Genomic DNA, 22,045 nt, shown 5'->3' on the forward strand with positions numbered 1-22,045 from the left:
CGGAATCAGGAAGAAAGGAGTTATAAGCCATGGCATACAGGGAAACGATGTATCGCAGGCAATTTCCCTTTCTCTTATAAAACTCTCCAAGATTGCAAGGGAAAAAGGTAGCATTATAAAAAAGCACCAGTCCAATTATATACTGCCAATTATTTGGCGTAATTAATGAACTGATGCTTTATATATCTGGTAATCTTAACTATATAAGCCTAGAATATTTGTTATTTATTGATTATTATAGCGTTCTGCTGCGGTTTCATTAATTTCAAGCCATCTTTGCAATCCAATACTATCCAGATTTTTAAGATAAGCATCCCATTCTTCTTCAATGCCCCCATTCATTATCCACTCGCAGGATTGACGAGCAATTTCACTTATAATATTCGTATTCAGAGTACTCATTTCATCTGCCTCTTCCGGCGTATAAAACACAGGGGGAAATGGTTCTACATAATATGGAGCACAATATTCATCATTAAAATTAGATCTAGGCTCAGTAAATGTCAGTCGCAGCACTTCATTGTATTCCTTTTCTTGTACACACCATGCTCCTGAATGACCAGGACATACAGAATATCGATAGACATACTGTGAATCCATTCCCTCCAAAGGTTCTCCTATAATATAGTATCCTTCATCCTGCAGTTGAAGTCTCCCCCCAAACTCTCCTTCTATCATCTCTAATGAATTAATTTTGTCATAGATAAAATCGACCCAGCGCAAAGCCTCTTCCGGATATTTGGTTTGAGATGAAATTACACAGCCGCTTCGGTCCCACCCTGGTGCAGCATATTTATAAACAATTGGTTCCTGTCCATCAGGTCCTTTAAGAGGTTTAATATAATCATACTTTTCTGTTGCATTAGGTGTAATAACCTGATCATTTATATCCCATACACCAGCTACTCCGACAATTGAAGGATCCGCTGCAAGTTTAGCAAGATACTGATTACCATCCATTGTAAAGGCTTCTGCATCCATCAAACCTTCTGAATATAGTTCATGAAAATATGAAATTCCTTCTTTCCACCCCTCTGTCGCCGCCGAACAAACAAGTTTTCCATTTTGAAGCATACGGAAATCATTATCTGCAATCACTCCAAAAGAACCCATCAATAAATTAAAACCACCTGAATTTCCCTGTAGCTTAGAATCACTCGCTGCTATTGTGAGCGGTAACTCATCATCTGGATCCCCATTACCATTCGCATCCTGCTCTTTGAACGCCCTCAATACCTCTTTGAGTTCATCTATGCTAGAAGGCATTTCCAACCCAAGTCTTTCCAGCCACTGTACATTAATAATCGCATTGCCATTCTGTTTCATCCAAGCACCCTCATTTATTCTGGGTGTTGAATATATATTTCCATCAGGTGACGTAATAAATTTTTTTATATCCTCTCTTTCTTTAAAAATGTGTTCGAGATTTGGGGCCATCCCCGGGTACTCTTTCATCAATTCATTGTAAGAGTAAAGGGTTCCATCCGCACCGTAGCGCGCTATTTCACTGTCTGTAAGACCATTCAGAATAATATCAGGCATATCGCCACTTGCAAGAGCCAACGCTTTCTGTTCATTAAACGCACTGCTTCCAGGCATTACCCATTCAATATGGATTCCAGTTCGTTCTTCGGCTCGTTTAAACAACTCCTGTTCATTCATATCATCGGGATGTTCTGGAGTATTCGCTATCATCACACGTAAAGTAACGGATTCATCCGTGATCTTCCAATCTGCCGCGCGATTTGCCTCAACCATCTCTGTCGGAGACATACCTGTATAATCTATATAGGTCCCTCCTCCTTGTCCGCTTGAAATATCCGTAGCAGAAACAGTCGAATCGTCAGATTCTGGCGCATCTTCTGACGGTGACACCGCGTTTTGTGCATTCTCCCCTCCACATGCGGTAAACATCATAGCTGCAGTTAATAGTGCCACTACTTTCATTGCCTTACGTTTCATAAATAACCCCTTCCTTTTACCTTTACAGGTAATATATTTGTTTTTTTACTATTGCCAATTTTAAATACATAGCTTAGTAATTTAACACCTCATAATGCAAAATCCTCTTCAGCGACTTACATACAGTTATTCAGCCTGCTTAACTATCCATCCTTTTCCGGACATACTCATTCTTTTATGGCACCAACCATGATCCCAGATTCAAAATATTTCTGTAAAAAAGGATATACGATTAAAAGCGGTGCACTGGAAATTATAATGATAACATATTTAAGAAGTTCTCCTGCTTTTTGCCTCGCAACCTGTTCTGAAACATCTGAAATCATTTGATTTGAAGTTCTATTAACAATCAATATATCCCGCATAATAAGCTGTAGTGGCTGCAACTTTTGGCTTTTCAGAAATATCATCGCATCAAAATAACTATTCCATATTCCCACTCCGTAAAAAAGCACCATTACCATAGTTAATGCCGATGAGAGTGGTAAAGCAATTTTAAAGAAAAATTTTATATCATTACAACCATCGATCTTCGCTGCTTCCAGCAAGTCCACTGGTAAACTGCTTGAAAAAAAAGTTCTTGCAATAATTAGATTCCAGATGGACACTGCATTTGGGAGCACCATACACCATATTGTATCTGTAAGCCCTAAATTTTTGACAAGAAGATACCTCGGTATCATTCCTCCATTAAAAAACATTGTAAGCGTGAAAATAACCATGATGAAAGAACGAAATTTCAAATCTTTCCTGGAAAGTGCATATCCTGCTGATAATGTCATAAATGTACTAATAAATGTCCCTAATATCAGATATATAATTGTATTTAAGTACGCTCTCCATATCTGGGTATATGAAAAAACCCTTTTATATCCATCGAATGTAATTGCTCTTGGCAAAAGCAGTACTTTACCTGCATTTACATAATTAGGATCACTAATTGAGGCAATCAGTACAAAGTATAGTGGATATAGAATAATTCCAGTAATAAGCAGAAGAACTACAATAACCAAGATTCTTATCGTTCGATCACTAACTATTGATCTTCTTTTATTATATTGTCTGTTTGAAATCATTTTACTAACACTCATAATCCCTCCTATAAAATACCTACATCAGTAATTTTTTTAGAAACTGTATTAATAATTAATAAGAGTGCCAGATTAATAATTGAATTAAATAACCCAACGGCCGTTGAGAAACTATACTGTGCATTATTTAACCCCATTTTATATACATATGTAGATATTATCTCGGAAGTCTGAATATTTAAATTATTTTGCATCAGATACGCTTTTTCAAATCCAATTGCCAAAATATTTCCGGTATTGAGTATCAGTAAAGTTACGACTGTCGGTAAAATACTTGGAAAGTCAATATATCTGATGCACTGTATTCTGCTGGCTCCATCAATACTTGCCGCCTCATAAAGATCGGGACTTATAGAAGACAACGCCGCAATATAAATAATGGAATTCCAACCAAGTTCCTGCCAAATTCCAGACCATACATACAAATGATAAAATGCATTTTTATCAGTGAGAATACCCAGTGTCAATGGCTCCAGGCCAGCCATGCCCCGTATACTATTATAAATATTGGTAAAGACACCCGAAGTTGGTGCAAAAAAAAGATTTATCATGGCAACTATAACTACAATAGATATAAAATGTGGGGCATACGATATTGTTTTAATGACATTTTTTACTTTATTGTTTTTAATTGTATTAGTAAACAAGGCAAAAATAATAGGTAAAGGGAATCCTGCTAGCAAAGAATAAAAACTAATTACCATAGTATTTGTAAATATAGTTTTAAAATTGTAGTCTGTAAGAAATCTCTTAAAATGCTTCAAACCAACGAATGGACTTTCCAAAAGCCCCAGGGATGCTTTATAATCTTGAAACGCCATTATCACACCCCCCATTGGGCCATATAAAAAAACCAGAACATATATCAGTGTAGGAAGCAAAAGCACATAAAGTCCCCATCTTAATTTTATTTCCTTTTTAATTCCTTCAATCCAGCCTTTTCTTTTCATTGCTCACCTCTTCTAAGCTTTCATAAACAGCCAATCTGGATTATTTCTACCGAATGAGGCCGCAGCATAATTTTCATGCCCTTTTTAAATTCACCCAGACATTCTTCCTGAATCTCAATTTCTGTATGATTGATATCATTGTAAGATGAAGTACTGTTACCACTTATGAAATATCCTATGACTTCACCCATCGCCTCAAACTCGAACCGTACCTCCGAAAAATTATCAGCAGATTTATTTACAAGTGCAATTGCTAATCCTGCTTTATCACTGAATTCAGTAACACAAATATCAACTTCATCTACCATCTCCTCTTTATTACCCTTATTTAATACACAAAGCTTATTCATATCCAAATACTTAGCATCTCTAACCAGATCACCCATATAATTTGTATACAAATAGAAAACATAATACGTACTTCGTAAAACAATGCCTTTTTGATATGTATAAATACACCCCCTGGTATTAATTACCGGTGCAAAATTAGCCATGCCTACAATATCGCAATTCCTATTTAATGCATTCAAAAAACATGCTGTAAATATGGCATCCCCCATTGTGTAGAGAGAATTATCATCATTGCTGTCTCTTGGGTATACATAATCTTCTTTTGTTATCCCCTGCTCAATCGTATGAACATTGGGATGATACCACTCTTTTAGATTCCATTCATCAAACGCAATTTTAATCTTATTTTCCATTCCCATTGCAATAAGCAATCCCTTAACTTTTTTAATGGCATCTTCTGTATGATTGGTAAAGGCTAAAACCCCTTGATAGTCTGCAGGGCAGTTCGTCTCATGTATCTGATCCCAATACTGATGAATAGAAATCCAATTAAGAAATTGGCCACTGTTACGAAGTAAATTAATGTTCCAATCCAAATCAGTCAGTGCTGCTGCTGTTAATTCAAGTGTTGGATCCACATGCTTCATCATTTTTGCCGCTTCTGCAACAAGTCTGCCCCACTCCTTATCAGATTTTGCACCAATTTCATGTCTTCCATAATTTTCGTTTCCTATACTCCAAAATTTCACACCATACGGTTTCTCATAACCATTCTTAATTCTTAATTTAGAGAATTTACCTTCAGAACTAAGATTACAATATTCAACCCAGTCACTCATTTCTTCTGCTGTCCCAGTTCCTGCATTAGTACATATATAAGGTTCACAGCCCAATTTTTTACATAATTTTATAAATTCATCTGTTCCAAACTCATTTGACTCCTCAACTCTCCATGTTTTATCAAAGTAAGGGATTCTTTCCTTACCAACACCATCTATCCAATGATACGATGACACGAAGCATCCTCCTGGCCACCGAATAATTGGAACATGAATAGCTTTCATGGCATCCAACACGTCTATTCTAAAACCATCATCATCAGACAAAGCGTTTGTCGGGTCAAAAATTCCTCCGTATATCTGACGATGAAAATGTTCTATGAATTGTCCATATAACATCGGATTTCTCTTTCCAATAACATCAAATTCATTAGTATATATTTGCATTTATAACATCTCCTTTTCTAATATGTGATTATTATAAGTTCCCTTTTAATCAATGTCAATAAAAATTTACGTTAATCTTATATTATTTTTAATTTTTATATAATTTATATATGCAATTTATCATGTTAGTATATAATTATTTTTAATATTATATATAAATTTAACGTTAATTCTCAGAAAATCATTTGTTCCTTTTTGAGTATTTTATTAAGAATTCTTTTTTGCAAAAAAAAAGAAGCATCTTGCTATTAGCAATACTTCCTTTTTAGACTTGATATTAACTTATACCATTATATTTTTTATAGAACTAATCTGTTCATGTAATGTGACAGGCAAAATTTCTGAGACTGTATCCACATTCGGCTCTTTTATTCTTCTAAGCAATAGTAAAACTGACTTTTCTGCCATATCCGCTTCATACTTACTTGCGATACTTGATAATGGCTGTAAATAGGATAAAGCTCCGCGGATATGATCAAATCCTATAATAGAAATATCATCAGGTACTTGATATCCATTATCCCTAAGTGAATTCATTACATGATATGCAATTTGGTCATTAAATGAAAATATACATGTATAAATAATTGGGGATAGAATATTGTATATCGTCCCTGCCTGAATTGCTGGATATATTTGATCAGCATCAATGATAGTTATGTGCGACAAATTTATACCACGTTGAATCAATGTATTTATAAATCCGCTCTGACGTAATGGTTGTGCACCATTTCCTTTAGGGCCTCCTATATATACAAATTTTCTGTGACCAAGATTAAGTAAATGTTCTGCTGCAAGGACACCTCCCTGATAATCGTCGCAACGCACTACATCTGCGGAAACTCCAGTAATAACACGATCAATAAGAACTAAAGGAACCCGGTTCTTCATTATCTTATTTGCAATATCTGCATCATTTGAATCTGGAAAATAAAGTATTCCATCTACAGAATTTGAAACCGAAAGATTTGCCATACTCTGTCTTTTGTCAAGCCTTCCTTGAGTGCACAAAGTCATTGTATCATATCCTTCTTCTTTTAACAGAGAATCCATCTTATCTATTAGCGTAGCATTATGTGGATTTTTAATATCATCAACGATAACAGAAATTAATTTACTTTGACCAGATCTCATTGTTGCCGCTAAATTATTACGTATATACCCCATCTCCTGCGCTACCTGCTGAATTTTATGTATTGTAGCCTCAGAGATTCCTGGATCATTACGCATTGCACGAGATACCGTATTTGCTGTCGTTCCACAATACTCGGCAATATCCTTGATAGTTACTCTTTTGTTAGTTTTATTCATATACTATTCTACCTATCCATATATTACCAATCTTACATATTTATATATAATTGAACTAACTCTATTTTACACGATATTCTTGCTTTAATCCTTCTGTCAAATAAACTAAACGTAAAACAAAGTCCGTTTAACTCAATATATATTATTTTTAGTATAACACACCACTATTTTCCAGTCAAATATTGTAGCTATAGGTCTAACTGGAAGTTTTAACTCTGTATTTTACACTCTCCCTATTTTATTCTATCAGTATCTTATCTTGACTGTTGCTTTTAAAACGGTTCCAGTTCTGTGATATTCTATTAGGCCATTCCTAATTACACGTTCACAAGACGCGCATCTAAATCCGGTACAAAGCTGTTCAAGAGAACTTGGGGGCGCAACATTCAACACACAGTTAAGGCGATGAACATCATACTGGAGCCTGCGCTTATACTTACGTATTTATTTTATTTATAAGCCCTTTTTGATAGTTATATATCCCCCTCCTACGAATAATAATTCTTACAACATCACTTAAGTCTTTAACTCTATAACTTATCTCTTTACGCCATACACATTTTTCACTTCTAGGTGTGTATCAAGTTCTTAAATCTCTACTTTTTCAACTCCATGCACTGTATGCACAGCAAGTTTCCCTACTCCATTTAACGTCGAGTATCAGGTAATTGGGAAGCCGCATAAAGATTTTTGCCAGAGCAAGCCTTACCTTCTCCCCGCCGGAGAGCATGTTTATTTTCTTAAACACTTCCTCCTGCCCGAAAAGGAATGCTCCCAGCCAGGAACGGACCTCCAGACGCTTCCGATCCGGGAACTCCTCCCAGAAATCATCCAGAACCGTGTTATCGCTGGTATACTGTGCCATCTGCTGCTCAAAATACCCGATATCCGTACGTTCACCGAAGGTGAAGCTGCCGCCAAGCGGTTCCAGCTGACCTGTAAGCGTACGCAGCAGCGTGGATTTTCCGCTGCCGTTATCCCCTATAATTCCTATTTTCTGCCCCTTTTTCTGTTCAAAGCTCACTTCCGCCAAAGGCCTGTCATAGCCAATCCGCAGCCGTTCCGTCCTCAGTACGTCCGTAACGCTTTCCCTTGCCGGCTGAAAATCCGCATGAAAGCTTTTCAAATCATATCTGTCAGGCGCATCGATTTTTACCATATGTTCAATCTGCTTGAGCTTAGAACGGGTCATCGCCACCTTGGTGGGCTTATTTTTAAATCTGTCCACCAACTTCTGCAGCCGTTCTATCTCCTTTTGCTGCAGCTCGTAATCCTTCTTCTGTTTTTCCCAGTTCAGCCGTTTGCGTTCTACAAACGCGGAGTAATTGCCGGGATATCTCACTGCCGTCTTATATTCTATTTCATAGACCACATCCACCACCCGGTCAAGAAACATCCTGTCATGGGACACAATGACCACCGCCCTGTCATAATCTTTCAGATATCCTTCCAGCCAGCTGATAGTGGCCATATCCAGATGGTTGGTCGGCTCATCCAGAAGCAGGATATCCGGCTTGCTTAACAGCATCCTGGCAAAGGCTATTTTCGTCTGCTGGCCGCCTGAAAATTCGGACAGTTTCTTCTGCTTATCCTCCGGTAAAAACCCCAGTTTCTTAATTACTATTTCATATTCCTTTTCAAAACTATAGCCGCCCAGGTAAGCAAACCGCTCTTCCAGTCTGACGTAACGGGAAACAGCAGTTTCCTCATTCTCCTTTCCCATGATCTCCACAAGACGTTCCATCTCTGCCTTCATCTGAAGCAGGTCGGAAAAAGCCTTACGCACCTCCTGCTCCATCGTCAGGCTGTCGTCCTCAAATGCACTCTGTTTTAAATACCCAATTACAGGCTTCCCCGCCCTTGCGATATAGATATCCTCATCACTGTCCCTCTTGGACAGCTCCACTTCTCCTGCAATAAGCTTTAATAATGTGGTCTTTCCGCACCCGTTCCGCCCTACTACTGCAATCTTTTCTTTACTGCGTATTTCAAAATTAATACGCTCAAGCACCGTTTCCGCTGCAAATCTGATATAACATGATGGTTATCCTCTCTTTTTTTCGATAGTAAAACAAAAAAAGGCACTGTCTGCTTCCAAACAGTGCCAGTGCCCAAACAAAAAAACAATAAAATGCGGCCCCTATTCCGCTTCAGAAACCTATAGCTTCCTCCGCCTGCCGCTTCCATCCATATTCTGTCCTGCTGCCTGTTTGTAAATACAACAAAAATAAATCCGTTCTGCAATGCGGCATTTCTTCCGCACCGGACGAATTCCTGTCATTTTTTAAGTTGTAGTCTACTACCAGCAGCGCTTCATGGGTCTCCTCCGGACAATCATCTTTTTTACCAGCGGTATACTTCCCGCCGTATTTATTTTTACTATAGCAGGTGCGGCGGACAGCGTCAATGCTTTCTTCCGTATCTTGCATTACTCCGAATAAAACATTTTCAAACCCTTCCGCTATTTCTGTTTCTTATTCAGGAATCGGTTCAAATTCTTTCAAGTCATCATCCGTAATGTTTCGTATCACCTTACAAGGGCTGCCTGCGGCAAAGCACATGGGAGGAACATCTCTTGTAACAACGCTTCCCGCCCCGATTACCGAACCCTTACCGACAGTCACACCGGCGCAGATAACAACATTGCTTCCAATCCAGACGTTATCTTCAATTACTACTTTTTTACAGTACATTTCTCCACGGCTGCGCGCCATATAGTGCATAGGATGATTGGTGGTACTCATAGTAACATTCGGCGCAATCAGAACGTTTTCCCCTATGATGATTTCGTAATCATCAACCAATGTAAGGTTGGAATTAATATAAGTGCCGTTCCCGATTGAAACCGTTTTTCCCATTGCGAGTGTAAGCGGCGGTTCGATCCATACACCGTCCCCGCAAAAAGCAAGCAGTTTCTTTAAAATTTCTTTTCTTTTTTCCGGTTCGGCCGCTCTCGTTTGATTAAAATCCTGGCAAAGCCCTCTGGCATATATTTGCTGATTCATATTTTCGCCGGTATCAACCCATAATAAGCCTTCTGCCCTTCGTTCAGCCATTGATAAGGTAATAACATCCTTCTTCATCCGTTCTTCCTCCCCTGCCTGAAAAAGCAGTTCCCGCATTCAGGCCTTTTCGCTTTCCTTCCCACTGAAACCAGCCTACGTATATTGTAATATCCGTGCGATATTTTAGCCCTCTTTTTCACGCATTACCATAGGTATCCGGTTTTGCTTTCTATTCTTATGAAAACAATTATACATTGGAATCCTCACAAGGGCAATCTCTATCTGCGCAGACTGAACAAATACAAAAATATGGCGAAAAATAACAGCCATTCAAACCTGTCCGAACGGTAGCACAACTATTCTTTTTTATGATATAATAGATTTTATGTTACAACACATCTATTTATTTTTTACAAAGGGGGAGAATATGAAAAAAAGATTTATTTTTGCGGCAGTATGCGGCGCTCTGTTACTCAGCGGCTGTTCAAAGGAAGTGGAAAACGAACCGTTGGAAATAACTCTGGCATATGGAAAATATGCAGTGGAATATACGGGCACCCTGGAAGACGGTGTTCCGGAGGGAGCTGCCGCTATTACAGGAGAAGCTCCTGACGGTTCCCAATGGAGCGCCGAGGGAACTTTTTCATCCGGAAAGGTAACAGATGCCAGAGTGGTATCTTTTCCCATGGAATTGCAGGCAGCAGGGCAGAAATATACGGGAACCTTTGAGGGAGAAGTTAACGGGAATAATTTCTCCGGAACCTTTACCGGTACGGACGGCTTTATGTATCACGGTGATATTTCCGACAATTGTGCATCCGGAAAAGGAAAAGTAGAGGGACTTGCCTATACCTTACAGGAGAGAGACCGGCAGATAGAAGGTATTTATTCCGGCGAACTAAATAATTCTGCAATAACAGGCAGCGGTCAATTCACATCAAATGACGGTGGTTTTATATATGAAGGCGGTTTCGAGGATGGTATGCTGAAAGGAGCCGGTAAATTAAAGGATAACGCCTATCTGGTATCCTTTACCGACTTAGACAGAGTAGGAACATATGAGGGGGACACGATAGACGGACTGGCAGAGGGGCAGGGGGCTTTTACTGCCATCAGCAGTGAAAATCTGCAGTATACATATCAGGGGGGCTGGAAACAGGGACTCTTTCATGGTTATGGATCCAGGACATTCGAAGATGAAAGCATCATGGAATCAAACGGGAATTATACAGAAGGTGCCTATGATCCAAATGCACAGGAGTTTTTTACCTCTTTAGGAACATTAGGTGCATTCCCCTATACTGTCACAGAGTTAGCAGAAAATTTTCTGTCTCAAAATGATTCGCTTTTTTTCGAACATAATATAGATGATTATAGTTCCTTCCATGATGAAGAATTCAGCTATAAAAAATTCGAAAAAAATCCCGGTAAATTCGGAGATAAAATTATTCCGTTAAAAAGCCTGAACGTAACACAGATTTTTGAAAGTGATTTTGGTGAATATCTGCCGGTTGTTACTACAATAATTGCAAGTGACTCTTCCAATCTCTATTGGATTTATTATATCGGAAGCTGTGATAACGTATACGCAGGCAGTACGATTGAAGCATATTTGCTTCCCATGGGATATGGAAGCTATACCACAGTGATTGGAACAAGCAGAGCGGCTATGGCGGCGGCAGCAGCAGCGATCAAATAATAATAGGGATAAACCGTTCCCCTTTCACCTATTTTTCTTCCTTCAGCATGGCAAGCACCTGCCCAAGCTCCCGTACCGGCGGCATACATTGATGGCCGTCGCAAAGGTAGTATAGTTCCCCCTTCTCAGGTATCGGATACTCTTTGGTATAAGGCGCCAGCCTTTCCAGCGCCTGTTCATTTTCCTCTGTTTTTACGATGACACACAGGCCGGGTACGGTTTCCGCCAGATATCCCAGCTGTGCCAGCAGTTTTTTCCGCTCCTTCCTATCGGAGGCAGCAGAAAGCGAACAGGAAAGTTCTTTCGTGGGATACAGTTCCTCCATCATAGCTAAGAGGGCATAGCTATGCCCGGAAGGATAGCCGGCCATAGATCCGGCCAGAAAATGCAGCTGTTTCTCCAGCGCCTCCTGCCATTTTTTCTCACCGGTTATCTGCGCCAGCTGCTGCAGTACCCGGGCCGCTGCGGAATTCCCCGACGGCATCGCACCGTCGTAAGTCTCCTTTGTGCGCAATATAAGCTGTTCCCCTTCTTTGCCGTACAGATAGAAGCCCCCGTGCTCCCGGTCCCAAAACTGTGCAAGCATGACCTCCATGCACCCGGCCGCCCGCTCTAAATAATCGGTCTGAAAGGTCACGCGGTAAAGCTGTGTCAATGCGAGGGCATAGCCGGCATAATCCTCAAGCTTTCCCTCCCCTGCCGCATCACCGTCCCGGTAACGTACCAGCAGGTGTCCGTCTTTCATAAGGGATTGCCTGATAAAGTTTTCGGCCCGGATCGCCTGCGCAATATATCTGTCATCACCGAGCACAGCCCCTGCCTTTGCACAGGCACAGATCATCCAGCCATTCCAGGAAACAAGGATTTTATCATCCTTAGGGAGCGGTGTCCGCCTGATGCGGTATTCATACAGCTGTTCGCAGCTCCCCTTTTCCCGGCTGCCGGTGCTGTCGCTACTGCCGCTGCAGTTTCTGCCGCCCATATTGTCTCTGCCGCCGTTGTCCCATTCCTCACTAACTGCTTCATAATTTTCATTATCCAGCAGGTTCGGAATGCTTTTTCCCTCAAAATTGCCTTTCCCGGTAATCCCATACCCTGCACAAAACGCTTCCCCTGCACGCTCTCCCAGAACCGTCTTTATTTCTTCCCGGGTAAATACATAATATTTTCCTTCCACGCCGTCACTGTCCGCATCCTGGCCGCAGTAAAAACCGCCCTGCCTATCGGTAAGCTCCCGTTCCACATAGGCAAGGATTTTTTCCGCCACACATCCATACAGTTTCCGGCCGGTCATGCTGTATGCCTCCAGATAAGCCAGAATGAGCAGGGCATTATCATACAGCATTTTCTCAAAATGCGGTACCAGCCATAACTCATCTGTGGAATATCTGGAAAAGCCGCCTCCAATGTGGTCAAAGATCCCGCCCCTGTACATCTGCACCAGGGTGGTTTCCGCCATTTCTATCGCTTCCCTGCAGCCCTCTCTCCTCCCGTACGCCATCAGGAACAGCAGGTTATGAGGGGTGGGAAACTTCGGGGCGCCGCCGAACCCGCCGTATTTGTTATCGAAGCTGCCCGCAAACTGCCGGTACGCCAGATGTACAAGAGCCATCCCCGGCTCAGCTGCCGCTTCGGTATGGGACTGCTCTTTTACAAACGCTTCTATCTGTTCCGCACTGTCCAGAAGTTTATTTTTTTCCGCCTTCCACTGCATGGCCGCCGCTGTCAGCAATTCTTTCAGCCCCGCACTGCCATAACGCGCCGTGGGAGGAAAATAGGTTCCCGCAAAAAAGGGCCTGCACGCAGGTGTCATTATAATTGTCAGCGGCCATCCTCCCTGTCCGGTCATGGCCTGACAGACCGCCATATATACCGAATCCACATCCGGCCGTTCTTCCCGATCCACCTTTATACACACAAATTCCCGGTTTAAAATCTCCGCTATCACATCGTTTTCAAAAGATTCCCGCTCCATCACATGGCACCAATGGCAACAAGATTTCTATAACCAACGTCAGGAATACCCAATAGATAAAAAAACAGGCTTATCTTCTTCTTTTGCTTTCATAAACGCCTGTTCACACCAGGGCCACCAGTCGACCGGATTATAAGCGTGTTGAAGAAGATAAGGACTTTTTTCATGGATTAATCTATTGGGTATCTTGCCAGTTGTCATAGGGCATCACCTCCTATCTTACCTAAAGATATAACCTTATTATACCCAAACAAAAAGTGACTATGTAAGCCGCATAGCCACTTCTTTATTTCGGTCTTTCGCAATCGTCAGGCATGCCTTACAATTACTTCTTCTTCCTTTCCGTCGTTGTCACTTATATAAACGAAGAAGATCCTTCACTACTATTTCTCCATTTGTAAATTGTATTTTATTATTGCCTAAAAAGCCATCCAACGATTCGATTGTTTTGTCCATAATAGAAATTTTCCATCTTTTGCTTCTATCTTTCTTAAAACTGATATAAATTTCATTTGCTAATGGTTTATATACTATGGAACACAGCGTATTCTCCTGTCCGGTTTTCCTTAAAACTTCAAAGGCTTCCTTTATTCCAAAGTTATGAATCTTACTATTAATATATTCATAGGCACAGATATATCTGTCAGCACCTATACCATGTACGTTCTTATAATCTGCTTCCCTGAAATCCCCATTGGGAAAATTAGTCATTATAATAAAATTATTTTGGCAGGGACTTATTATATTGGTATCATTTCCTTCTTCCAGAATACATGCATCACCGGTTTTATCAGCGATCATCGTATGCAGCCCTAAATGGGGGAACAATGGATTTACAGGATAAGAGATCACTCTTTGATTAAGATATTCAAAAAATTCAGACGTTCTTCCCGTTTTTTTCAACGCCTCATCAAAAATAGCAAAAGCAAACCAATCATTTTCATCACAACTTGATTTAAAATCCGGACTATATTCCACTGCCTGGTTACAGATAAAAAGCCCCTCGCTGTTACAGCCGGCGATATCCCTGTATCTGTTATTCATTAAGCCTGAAAAGTAAAATATGTTCCTATCATGATTACCAATTACCCTTAGTTTTAAATCAATTTCCTCCGCATCGAAATTCATGCCGTAAACAGTTCTATCCTGGCCGTATACTGCAAAACTTGTACACATTTTGACGCCTCCTTTTCCTATATAATTCTGTCGTATACCAGCTTAGAGTATTTCAAAATCATTCAGCTATTATTCATTCGCTTCCCTCTTTCTTATACTTCCATCTATAGCATACCACCAGACATCCCCATGTTCCTACCTACAACATTTTTCAGAATCAAACCTGTTCCGGTTTTCATTTCCGCCTGCTCAAGAGACATATTGTTTCAATCCCCGTCGTCCACGGAAACTGATCTACCGCAACCGCCTTCTCCACCACATACCCGTTACCGAGCAGTACCTCCAAATCCCTAACCAGGCTGGTAGGCTTACAGGATATATACACCATCCTGTCCACCCCGTACGTAATAATCTTCTGAAGCGCCCTGGGATGAATGCCGTCCCTGGGCGGATCGAGTATGATAAAGTCCGGCTTTTCCGCAATGTCGTCCAGAACCTTCAGCACGTCACCCGCAATAAACTCACAGTTGGAAAGTCCGTTCAGCCCGGCATTCTTCTTCGCCGCTTCCACCGCTTCCTCCACGATCTCCACACCTATCACCTTTCCTGCCACAGGCGCCATCAGCTGGGCGATGGTTCCGGTACCGCTGTACAGGTCATAAACCACACAGTCCTCTTTATCCAGCCTGCCGATATACTCCCGGGCCGTCTGGTACAGCACCTGTGCCCCATAGCTGTTTGTCTGGAAAAAAGAGAATACAGAAACCTTGAACTTCAGTCCCAGCAGCTCCTCATAAAAAAAGTCCTGCCCATGCAGGATAGTAGTCCTGTCACTCTTCACCACATCCGCAACGGAATCATTTTCTATGTGGAGGATCCCCGCAATTTTCCCCTGCAGCGGAAGCGCCAGAAGCATGTCCCGGAACGGAAGAAGATCCCTTTCCTCCTGTGTGGTTGTCACAAGAGCTATCAGGATTTCCCCCGTATGGGAAGCCTTCCTCACCAGCAAATGCCGCAGATACCCCACATGGGTAAGGCGGTGGAAATAAGAAGCCTTTTGTTCCGTAAAAAAACCCAGCGTCCCCCGCAGTATCTGCCGGTAATCCCCATCCACGATGCGGCATTCCTTTACAGACACAATATCATAAAAACTCCCCCTCTTATGCATTCCCAAAGCCAGGGGGCCGTCTTTCACTTCATCGCCGAAGGAAAATTCCATTTTGTTCCGGTATCCCTGCTGTACGGGACTGGCTTTAATGGGTTCGAATTCCCAGGGCTGATCCTGGCCGCAAAGCACGCTGTCCAGCAGTTCTTTCACTTGTTTTTCCTTGAGACTGAGCTGTTTTTCATAAGGAAGGGACAGGTATGTACAGCCCCCGCAGGTTCCGAAGTGGGGGCAGGATGCCTGTACTTCATCAGGTGAAGGGGCAAGCACCTGCAGAACACGGCCTTCGCCTTTTCCTTTCCTGACCTTCGTTATCATAAGGGAAATCCGCTGTCCGGGCAGCCCGTTTTTAATTGTACAGTATTCTTCCTGTTCCTCTGCCTGTATGCCTGCATCCGCTTCTTTGACCGGTATCCCCGGCTCCGCGCTTACAGGCGGAAGCAGCTTCACAATTCCTTTATTCGGAAACTTTACATCTATCACAATTCCTTCTCTGATCTGTCCTTTTTTCATATCGCCCTCTCATCTGTGAAACCGGAAAAAACGGGATGCCTCAGCATCCCGTCTCCTGTTGATACTTTTTATTCTTCACTTGTTTCATCATCGGATGACTCATCATCATCGGATGCCTTGGCTGTATCTTCTGTTGTATCGGCGCCTTCTTCCTCTTCATCTTCAAAGAATTCATCGTCGAAATCATCATCGAAATCGTCATCAAAATCTTCCAGATAGTCAGGCGTAAGATAACGGTACACCGCATAAGCAATTCCTGCTACTGCTGCAATTGCACCGATTATTGCAAGAATCCAGAGTACTGTATTTCCGTTGTCTTTCTTTTCTTCTTTTTTGCCAAGGAGTTCGTTTACTTTCATCATTTCCAATACCTCATCCAGCTTTCCCATGCAAACCATCCTTTCTTCCCTGCTACTAGTATGCTTAAATACTGTACTTATCATACCACTTTTTACAAAGCTTTACTATAAATTTTTCATGAAATTACTATGAATTTACAATTCAGGAAATAACCTCCAGCCGTTTATATTTTTTTTAATTTTGCAAAAGCCGCGTACATGATCTTCTGTCCGGCATTATCAAAATCAACGGTAACCTGATAATCCCTGGGACCGTCCACGATACGCAGGACGGCGCCTTCCCCGTATTTTATATGGCGGACTCTGTCTCCGACGCCGTATTCCAGACTCGCCTGTTTGGCACCGGTTCCTTTGTTCAAACCGTCCACACCGGACAGGCTTCCCAGTCCCTGGGCGATGAATGGCTTATTTTCCGGGGCCGTTCTCTTTGGCTTCACCACGGCTTTCGGCCTCCAGTCTCCTGACTGGGTTCCTCCGCCATAGTTCCCCCCGTAAGGGGCGGACTGGAATCTTGCCTTGCTTTCAGGCGTTTCCCTGAAGTCCTCAAAATCCACTTTCTTTTTGAATACGGGCGGCTTATTGTCCAGCAGTCCATCCGGTACTTCCCGCACGAAACGGCTCACCGGATTATACTGGGTCTCTCCGCGCAGCATGCGCTGCCTTGCACAGGTTATGGTAAGATCCTCTTTTGCCCGGGTTATTCCCACATAAGCAAGCCTTCTCTCCTCTTCCACCGCGGAAGGGTCATCGGAGGTAATGGTCATATAGCTGGGAAACACGCCATCCTCCATACCTGCCAGGTATACGTGGGGGAATTCCAGCCCTTTTGCTGAATGTATGGTCATGAGCAGCACCCGGTTATCTTCCGCATCTACGCCGTCAATATCGGCAACCAGAGCAACCTCTTCCAGAAATTCACTGAGCGTCGGTTCCTCGTGGCTGCTTTCATACGCCACGACCTTACTCACCAGTTCATCAATATTCCGGATCCGGTCCTCGGCATCCTCATCATCAGATTCCTCCAGTTCCTTCACATATCCGGTCGTCTCCATCACATCATTTATCAGTTCTTCCAGACTGTAATATTCCAGCTTGCTTCGAAAGGTCTGAATCATAGTCACAAAAGGCTTAAGCTTTACGGCACTTTTTCCGATGCTCATTATCTGGTCGGCTTCCCGAAGGGCATCATAAAAACTGATTCCCCTGGCATCGGCATACTCCTGTACCCGGAGGATGGTGGTAGCACCGATTCCCCTTCTGGGCACATTTATGATGCGTCTTACCGCCAGATCATCCCTGCCGTTATCAATGGTTTTCAGATAAGCCAGTATATCCTTGATTTCGCGGCGGGCATAAAAATTCACACCTCCCACCACATCATAAGGTATGCCTTCCATAATAAAGCGTTCCTCCAGAATACGGGACTGGGCGTTGGTACGGTATAAAACCGCGCAGTCCCTGTATTCGGCTTTGCCGTATTTTTTCTTCTTCCCGATCTCGTCTGCAATGAATTCGGACTCTTCATAGGCCGTATCAAACTGGCGGAAATGGATCAGTTCTCCTTCTCCCTTTTCGGTCCACAGGGCTTTTTCCTTACGCTCTACGTTATTGCGGATTACGGTATTGGCGGCATCCAGGATATTCTGGGTGGAACGGTAGTTCTGCTCCAGCTTGATGACCTGCGCTTCCGGAAATACTTTTTCAAAATCCAGGATGTTGCTGATGTTAGCTCCCCGGAATTTATAAATAGACTGATCGTCGTCCCCGACCACACAAAGATTCCTGTATTTGCCTGCCAGCAGGCGCACCAGCTCAAACTGGGCGGTGTTGGTATCCTGGTACTCGTCCACCATAATGAACCGGAACCGTTCCTGGTAATAATCCAGCACATCCGGACAGCTGCGGAACAGCTCCACAGTCATTCCAATCAGATCGTCAAAATCAAGCGCGTTATTCTTGCGCAGAACCGCCTGATACTCCTTATAGACGGAAGCCACCTTCTGCCTGCCGTAATCCCCCATGGCCTTCAGTTCAAACTCCGCGGGGGAAATCAAATCGTTTTTGGCCGAAGAAACCGCAGAAAGCAGGGCGCGTTCCTTATATTGCTTGGTATCAATTTCCAGACGTTTACACACATCCTTCATAATATTTTTGGAATCATCGGAATCATAAATAGTAAAATTATTACCGAATCCCAGCCTTTCTATGTACCTGCGCAGAATCCGCACACAGGTGGAGTGAAAGGTGGACACCCATATGCTCTCCGAACCGAAGCCGACGATATCATCCACTCTTTCCCGCATTTCTCCCGCCGCCTTATTGGTAAAGGTTATGGCCAGGATATTCCAGGGGTTTACACTTTTCTGTTCTATCAGGTAAGCGATCCGGTGGGTCAGCACACGGGTCTTGCCGCTTCCCGCGCCGGCAAGGATCAGCACAGGGCCATCCGTATGGAACACAGCTTCCTGCTGCCTGTCATTCAAGGTATCATAAATGCTCATTTTCCTTCTCCAATCTCAGTACTTCCGTAAACTCATGTCCTTTATTATATAGGAACATGCATTCGATGTCGATAGAAAAAAAGAAAAAGTGTCAGGGCAGGCTGAACGGTAACGTAAGAAATCAGTAGACCAGGGCGAGAGCTCCGAAATTGGTGGCAGCTACCGTCACGGTTCTGGGATCCACGTCCAGATCAGAGAGGACTTCTATATTTCCGTCTGCAATACTGATTACCTGGAAATTATTCCAGGCCTGGAACTGGTCGGGCACGCCGATGGTGAGTACCACAGGGGCCTGAGTGCGGTTTACAACAGTGGTTTTTCCTGCTGTGGTCCGCGTGAGCTGGATATCAAGCAAGGCCAAAAGGCTCCTGCCGTTCAGAGCTGCCGTAGTGAGAACGGCCTGTTTGGCCTGGGGGCCGGTTTTTCCTTCCGTAACGCTAAAATATACGGAGGCGCCTCCTTTTATCTGGGCATCTGTGAGGCCTGCCGCGGTTTTTACCATACCCTCGGGGGAAAGGACGATGAGTCCCTTTACGGTATCCGCATAAAAATAGGTGGGTATGGTGGAATTCAGCTTGGTGCCTGTGCTCATCTGCACAACATTGGGCTTTGTGGGAGCCGGTGCATTCCCGCTGGCAGAATCGGAGGCACCTGCTGTTATGGGAATAATGACGGTCAGCAGCACGGCGGCTGCCAGGTATGTTATCCATTTCCTTGTTTTATTCATAATATCTCTTCCTCCTTTTTGGCATGGGTTCACACAAGGTTACTTTATTTTAATTTTACCTGATCCGCTGTCTATATACAAGCCTCCGCCGAATAGGGGGTGAAGATAAAAAAGATTGGCTTCACCCGGAATAGCTGCGGGAAAGGCTTTGGGAAAGCCCCAGCGCCAGGAACAGGAGAGGCGTGCTGGTTATCTGCTGGAAGCTGACCATGTTATGCACCGTATAGGTAAGAAGGACGGCAGCGCCCACAAGAGCAGGCAGGCTGCTTTTTCGGAAAAGGCGCAGGAGAATCGTGATCAGAAACCCCACATAGGCCAGCAGTCCTGCTGCCCCGGTATTCATGAGGATCGTCATCCATTCATTATGGCAGTTAGTCAATACCGCATCCCGGTAGGTTACCGCCAGAAGCGGGCGGCTTCCCTGTTCCGTGTACAAAAAAGCGTTCAGACAGTCCGGCCCCACACCGAACAGTTTGCGCATCAGAGGCTCCCGGCTCCAGATATCCAGACATTCCCCCCAGATTCCGCCTCTGCCGTTGCCCCATTGTGCATCCGGTATGAAAAAGGCGGGCAGACGTTCCTTCAGGACGGCCGGCCCCCAAATCCCCGTCGCCAGAAGCAAGGCCGCCCCTGCCACCAGCAAAAGCAGGAATACGGCAAATCCCTTTTTCATCCCTGCAAGCTGCCTGCGGCATAGTTCCGGATCCCCTTTGCTTCTCCAGTATTTCCAGAATGCCCTGCCGCCTGCCGCTGCCAGAAATACCGGCGCTGCCGTTTTGACCGAAAGGATTGCCAGACTTTTGCTTTCATACAGGATTCGCTGGGGAAAGCAGTCCCGGAGCAGCCCGCCGGCCAGCCAGGCCCCCGCTGCCGTTACCAGAACATCCCAGAAGGCGTCCATCCCTTCAGCGTCCCGGCAGGATAACCGGAACAAAATACAAAGAACGGTCCCGGATACCAGAAGGCCGCTGTCGCTTCCCTGTAGTGCCGTACAGAGAAAGGCTGCTGCGGTAAACAGGCCTGCCGCCGCAGCCTTCCCGGCCTGTCCGCGATCCGTATCCCTTCTGCTTCCCCAAAACAGAACGGTTCCCGCAGGCAGCATAACGGAAAGATAACCGCACAGCCAGTTCACGTTCCCAATTGTGGAGAGGGTTCCTTCCGTCCGTCCCGGTAAAGCGGCCGGCCATATGCCGAACCGGTTCAGTACCGCAACCGCGCAGATAAACCCGCCCACTGCCAGGATAACAGCCACAGCCTCTTTTTCCGCCTTCCACACATAGGCATAATAAAAATACAGGAGCAGAAAGCTAAGCTGGGAAAAAAGTCCCATATACCAGCCCTCCGCTCCGAACAGCCCATCCTTTTTATAGGGGGAAAGAAAAAAGGACAGAAGGTTGCATAAGCCGTACCCGGACAGAAATATCTCCGGGAGCAAAGCTATCCCTTTCCGCACCGCCTCTTCCTGCCGCCTTCCCCTCTGTTTTATCCGGCTTATCCCTTTCCCCGCACATACGAAAAACAAGACCGGCAGGACAAAAAAGCCAGTATTCCGGTAAAGCATGAATTTCCCCGTACTGAGTCCGTAATATCCATTCCGCATATATAAAGGCACCATGCAGGCCACCATGAATAAATAAATGGCAGCTACAGCATGGAGTCCTGCTTTTTCCTGTCCTTTATCCGCTGTACTTATCCCCATGCAATCCCTTTTTTCTCCGTCAGGTTAAAACTGCGCAGCCGCCCGGTAAGGCTCTGCTGCCTGGTCAGCCTTTCTTCCTGCTGATTTGGTTTTAATGCTCTCCAGATCCTCCTCACTTTCCGCATTGAATATCCGTATCCTATCATCAACCGGTTCGTTTCCTGTGAGTTTCTTTTGCGCCTCAAGCGTATGGATTTCCAATTACACGCTCCCTTCCAATACAAAAAGAAGGCGCAGCATCACCATCTACGTTTATTATACCCACTCTATGTGTATCTCTCAATCTTTTTTTCTGTTGATTGACGCTTCCGGCGGACTGCCGGACGGAATGCCCTGCGGCATGAAAATAGAATAAAATAAGAACCGGTGAAAAATGGAGGATAAAACAGGTTGAGCAGACAGCATGTACGGATCTGCGGGCCATCACGATTTACCAGGGAACATTTCGTAAAAAC

16 protein-coding genes and 1 pseudogene are annotated in these 22,045 nt (G+C 43.7%); 1 reads left to right on the forward strand and 16 read right to left on the reverse strand.

From position 1 onward, the window contains the following. Positions 1 to 225 precede the first annotated feature (225 nt). From DXA36_RS25700 to DXA36_RS25735, 8 genes are all read right to left on the reverse strand, one after another. Positions 226 to 1,962, reverse strand: coding sequence for an extracellular solute-binding protein (locus tag DXA36_RS25700; RefSeq protein ID WP_069410213.1), 1,737 nt, complete (start codon positions 1,960 to 1,962; stop codon positions 226 to 228). A 167-nt stretch (positions 1,963 to 2,129) separates the two neighbouring features. Further along, entirely contained in the window at positions 2,130 to 3,053 is a 924-nt protein-coding gene (locus DXA36_RS25705) for a carbohydrate ABC transporter permease (protein WP_069410212.1), read from the reverse strand. An 8-nt stretch (positions 3,054 to 3,061) separates the two neighbouring features. Then, positions 3,062 to 4,003 (reverse strand): ABC transporter permease, encoded by a 942-nt coding sequence (locus tag DXA36_RS25710; protein WP_069410211.1) that lies wholly within the window; start codon positions 4,001 to 4,003, stop codon positions 3,062 to 3,064. A 20-nt stretch (positions 4,004 to 4,023) separates the two neighbouring features. After that, complete coding sequence (locus tag DXA36_RS25715) at positions 4,024 to 5,520, reverse strand: alpha-L-arabinofuranosidase C-terminal domain-containing protein (protein ID WP_069410210.1); 1,497 nt, start codon at positions 5,518 to 5,520, stop codon at positions 4,024 to 4,026. 282 nt (positions 5,521 to 5,802) lie between these two features. After that, positions 5,803 to 6,831 (reverse strand): LacI family DNA-binding transcriptional regulator, encoded by a 1,029-nt coding sequence (locus DXA36_RS25720; protein ID WP_069410209.1) that lies wholly within the window; start codon positions 6,829 to 6,831, stop codon positions 5,803 to 5,805. Positions 6,832 to 7,435: 604 nt separating this feature from the next. Beyond that, positions 7,436 to 8,842 carry an ABC-F family ATP-binding cassette domain-containing protein gene (locus DXA36_RS25725; RefSeq protein WP_243114745.1) on the reverse strand — a complete coding sequence of 469 codons (1,407 nt, stop codon included), beginning with the start codon at positions 8,840 to 8,842 and terminating at the stop codon, positions 7,436 to 7,438. A gap of 139 nt (positions 8,843 to 8,981) precedes the next feature. Further along, the gene (locus DXA36_RS25730) at positions 8,982 to 9,260 is read right to left on the reverse strand and encodes a hypothetical protein (protein WP_118682218.1); all 279 of its coding nucleotides are present in this window, start codon (positions 9,258 to 9,260) and stop codon (positions 8,982 to 8,984) included. A 45-nt stretch (positions 9,261 to 9,305) separates the two neighbouring features. Next, positions 9,306 to 9,914: a sugar O-acetyltransferase gene (locus DXA36_RS25735; RefSeq protein ID WP_118682243.1), complete on the reverse strand. Its 609-nt coding sequence runs from the start codon at positions 9,912 to 9,914 to the stop codon at positions 9,306 to 9,308. 349 nt (positions 9,915 to 10,263) lie between these two features. On the opposite strand from DXA36_RS25735, the gene DXA36_RS25740 reads away from it, so the two are divergent. Beyond that, complete coding sequence (locus DXA36_RS25740) at positions 10,264 to 11,535, forward strand: hypothetical protein (RefSeq protein WP_182479264.1); 1,272 nt, start codon at positions 10,264 to 10,266, stop codon at positions 11,533 to 11,535. A gap of 28 nt (positions 11,536 to 11,563) precedes the next feature. Here DXA36_RS25740 and DXA36_RS25745 read toward each other — a convergent pair. From DXA36_RS25745 to DXA36_RS33145, 8 genes and pseudogenes are all read right to left on the reverse strand, one after another. After that, positions 11,564 to 13,711 (reverse strand): annotated as a pseudogene (locus DXA36_RS25745) (thioredoxin domain-containing protein). A gap of 150 nt (positions 13,712 to 13,861) precedes the next feature. After that, positions 13,862 to 14,686 (reverse strand): choloylglycine hydrolase, encoded by an 825-nt coding sequence (locus DXA36_RS25750; protein ID WP_118682220.1) that lies wholly within the window; start codon positions 14,684 to 14,686, stop codon positions 13,862 to 13,864. 175 nt (positions 14,687 to 14,861) lie between these two features. Continuing rightward, positions 14,862 to 16,304, reverse strand: coding sequence for a 23S rRNA (uracil(1939)-C(5))-methyltransferase RlmD (gene rlmD, locus DXA36_RS25755; RefSeq protein WP_118682221.1), 1,443 nt, complete (start codon positions 16,302 to 16,304; stop codon positions 14,862 to 14,864). A gap of 68 nt (positions 16,305 to 16,372) precedes the next feature. After that, positions 16,373 to 16,693 carry a hypothetical protein gene (locus tag DXA36_RS25760; protein ID WP_334295107.1) on the reverse strand — a complete coding sequence of 107 codons (321 nt, stop codon included), beginning with the start codon at positions 16,691 to 16,693 and terminating at the stop codon, positions 16,373 to 16,375. A 134-nt stretch (positions 16,694 to 16,827) separates the two neighbouring features. Continuing rightward, complete coding sequence (gene pcrA / locus DXA36_RS25765) at positions 16,828 to 19,164, reverse strand: DNA helicase PcrA (RefSeq protein ID WP_118682223.1); 2,337 nt, start codon at positions 19,162 to 19,164, stop codon at positions 16,828 to 16,830. 121 nt (positions 19,165 to 19,285) lie between these two features. Then, complete coding sequence (locus DXA36_RS25770) at positions 19,286 to 19,891, reverse strand: hypothetical protein (protein ID WP_118682224.1); 606 nt, start codon at positions 19,889 to 19,891, stop codon at positions 19,286 to 19,288. 121 nt (positions 19,892 to 20,012) lie between these two features. After that, on the reverse strand, positions 20,013 to 21,590 hold the full coding sequence (locus DXA36_RS25775) for an O-antigen ligase family protein (RefSeq protein ID WP_118682225.1): 1,578 nt from the start codon (positions 21,588 to 21,590) through the stop codon (positions 20,013 to 20,015). 24 nt (positions 21,591 to 21,614) lie between these two features. After that, on the reverse strand, positions 21,615 to 21,791 hold the full coding sequence (locus DXA36_RS33145; protein WP_182479265.1) for a hypothetical protein: 177 nt from the start codon (positions 21,789 to 21,791) through the stop codon (positions 21,615 to 21,617). Positions 21,792 to 22,045 lie beyond the last annotated feature (254 nt).

Source organism: Eisenbergiella sp. OF01-20 (assembly GCF_003478085.1).
Classification (GTDB): domain Bacteria; phylum Bacillota; class Clostridia; order Lachnospirales; family Lachnospiraceae; genus Eisenbergiella.